The organism is Kitasatospora sp. NPDC057198, from assembly GCF_042670125.1.
In the GTDB taxonomy this organism is placed as follows: domain Bacteria; phylum Actinomycetota; class Actinomycetes; order Streptomycetales; family Streptomycetaceae; genus Kitasatospora.
Window position 1 is genome coordinate 1 of sequence record NZ_JBHUWH010000751.1, and the last position, 2383, is coordinate 2383.

Annotated in this window: 1 protein-coding gene; it reads left to right on the forward strand. The window is 70.2% G+C overall.

The annotated features are described in order from the left end of the window. Positions 1–263: 263 nt before the first annotated feature. Positions 264–2309, forward strand: a complete 2046-nt coding sequence (locus ACFUEL_RS38605) for a glycosyl hydrolase family 18 protein (protein WP_380242721.1) — start codon at positions 264–266, stop codon at positions 2307–2309. Positions 2310–2383 lie beyond the last annotated feature (74 nt).

The following is a 2383-nucleotide window of genomic DNA, read 5'->3' on the forward strand; positions in this document are numbered from 1 at the left end:
TCAAGAGCCCTACCGCCAAGGGTTGGCAAAGCTCTCGGGGGGCCTTGACGGGGAACTGTAAAGAGTCTTGACAGACGCAGTGGTCCAGACCAACCATGAGTCCGCTGTACTTCCCGACCGGGACGCATCGTGGGGGTGTGACCACCGGCCGGGGCGAGTCGTACTGCCCCGCACCACCCCGGCAATCCCTGTACCAGGCCGACCCCTGCCCCGTGCCCGAACACCGGCACGCGGGCCACCCTTCCATGCCTGATGGAGACTCGATGCGCCTTCACCGACCACTCCAAGCGCTGCTCGCCACGGGCGCGATGGCGGCCGCCTCGCTGGGGCTGATCTCCGCCCCCGCGCAGGCCGCCACCCCGCTGCCGCAGCACGTCTTCGCCCCGTACTTCGAGGCGTGGACCGGCGAGAGCCCGGCCACCCTGGCCGCCCAGTCCGGTGCCAAGCACCTCACCATGGCGTTCCTGCAGGCCGCCACCAAGGGCTCCTGCACCGCGCTGTGGAACGGCGACACCTCGATGCCGGTGTCCGGCTCCGTCTTCGGCGCCGACATCAACACCATCCGTGCCAACGGCGGCGACGTGATCCCGTCCTTCGGCGGCTACACCGCGGACAACACGGGCACCGAGATCGCCGACTCCTGCACGGACGTCAACCAGATCGCCGCGCAGTTCGAGAACGTCATCACCACCTACGACGTCTCCCGGATCGACCTGGACATCGAGGACAACTCGCTGACCAACACGGCCGGCATCGACCGCCGCAACAAGGCGATCAAGATCGTCGAGGACTGGGCGGCCGCCAACGGCCGCAGCATCCAGTTCAGCTACACCCTGCCGACCACCACCAGCGGCCTGGCCTCCAGCGGCCTCAAGGTGCTGAAGAACGCGGTCACCAACAACGCGCGGATCGACGTCGTCAACATGATGACGTTCGACTACTACGACAACCAGCCGCACGACATGGCCGCGGACACCCAGACCTCCGCGCAGGGCCTGTACAACCAGTTGGCGAACCTGTACCCGACGAAGACCTCCGCCCAGCTGTGGAACATGATCGGCATCACCGAGATGGTCGGCATCGACGACTTCGGTGCCGCCGAGACCTTCACCGTCGCCAACGCCACCACGGTCTACAACTGGGCCGTCTCCAAGGGCATCAACACGCTGTCCTTCTGGGCGCTGCAGCGTGACAACGGCGGCTGTCCGGGCCAGGGCGGCCACGACGAGTGCTCCGGCATAGCGCAGGGCACCTGGGACTTCAGCCACATCTTCTCCCAGTTCACCAGCTCCTCCGTCCCGGCCAACGACTTCTCGGTGTCGCTGAGCCCGGCCTCCGGCTCGGTCGCGGCCGGCGCGTCCACCTCGGCGACGGTCAACACCGCGGTCACCTCCGGCTCCGCCCAGAGCGTCAACCTGTCGGTGACCGGCGCCCCGGCGGGCGTCACCGCCTCGCTGAGCACCTCGACCGTCACCGCGGGCGGCTCCGCCACCCTGAACGTCTCCACCACCTCGGGCGTCGCCAACGGCAGCTACCCGCTGACCGTGACCGGCACCGGCGCGAGCGGCACCCACTCGGCGACGTACACCCTGACCGTCACCGGCGGCACCACCGCCTCCGACTTCTCGGTCGCGCTCTCCCCCGCCTCGGGCTCCGTCCAGGCCGGTTCCGCCGTCTCCAGCACCGTGAACACCGCGGTCACCTCCGGCACCGCCGCGACCGTCAACCTGACCGTCTCCGGCGCCCCGGCGGGCGTCACCGCCTCGCTGAGCCCCTCCACCGTCACCGCGGGCGGCTCCGCCACCCTGAACGTCTCCACCACCGCCGCGGCGGCCCCGGGCACCTACACCCTGACCGTCACCGGCACCGGCGCGGGCAAGACCCACACCGCCACCTACGCGCTGACCGTCAACGGCACCACCCCGCCCACCGGCCTCGCCAACGGTGACCTGGAGAGCGGCAACCTCGCCCCGTGGACCTGCCAGAGCGGCGGCGCGGTCGTCACCTCCCCGGTGCACGGCGGCTCCAAGGCCCTGAAGGCCGCCCCGAGCGCCAGCAGCACCGGCCAGTGCGAGCAGACCGTCACGCTGGCCCCGAACCACGCGTACACCCTGACCGCCTGGGTCCAGGGCCCGTACTCGTACGTCGGTGTCAGCGGCGGCGCCACCGCGTCCTCCTGGGCGAACGGCTCCTCCTGGACGAAGCTGACCATCCCGTTCACCACCGGCGCCAACGGCACCGTCACGGTCTACCTGCACGGCTGGTACGGCCAGGGCGCGGTCTACGGCGACGACTTCTCCATCGCCTGACGATCGGCCCGACGATCCGCCCGACGGGCCGCAGGACCACGCAACTCCCGCTCCGGGCCCGGACGGTGGCACTC

What these genes read in the sequence shown, in the direction of transcription:
- ACFUEL_RS38605 (WP_380242721.1), top strand. Translation starts at nt 264, where the DNA reads ATGCGCCTTCACCGACCACTCCAAGCGCTGCTCGCCACGGGCGCGATG.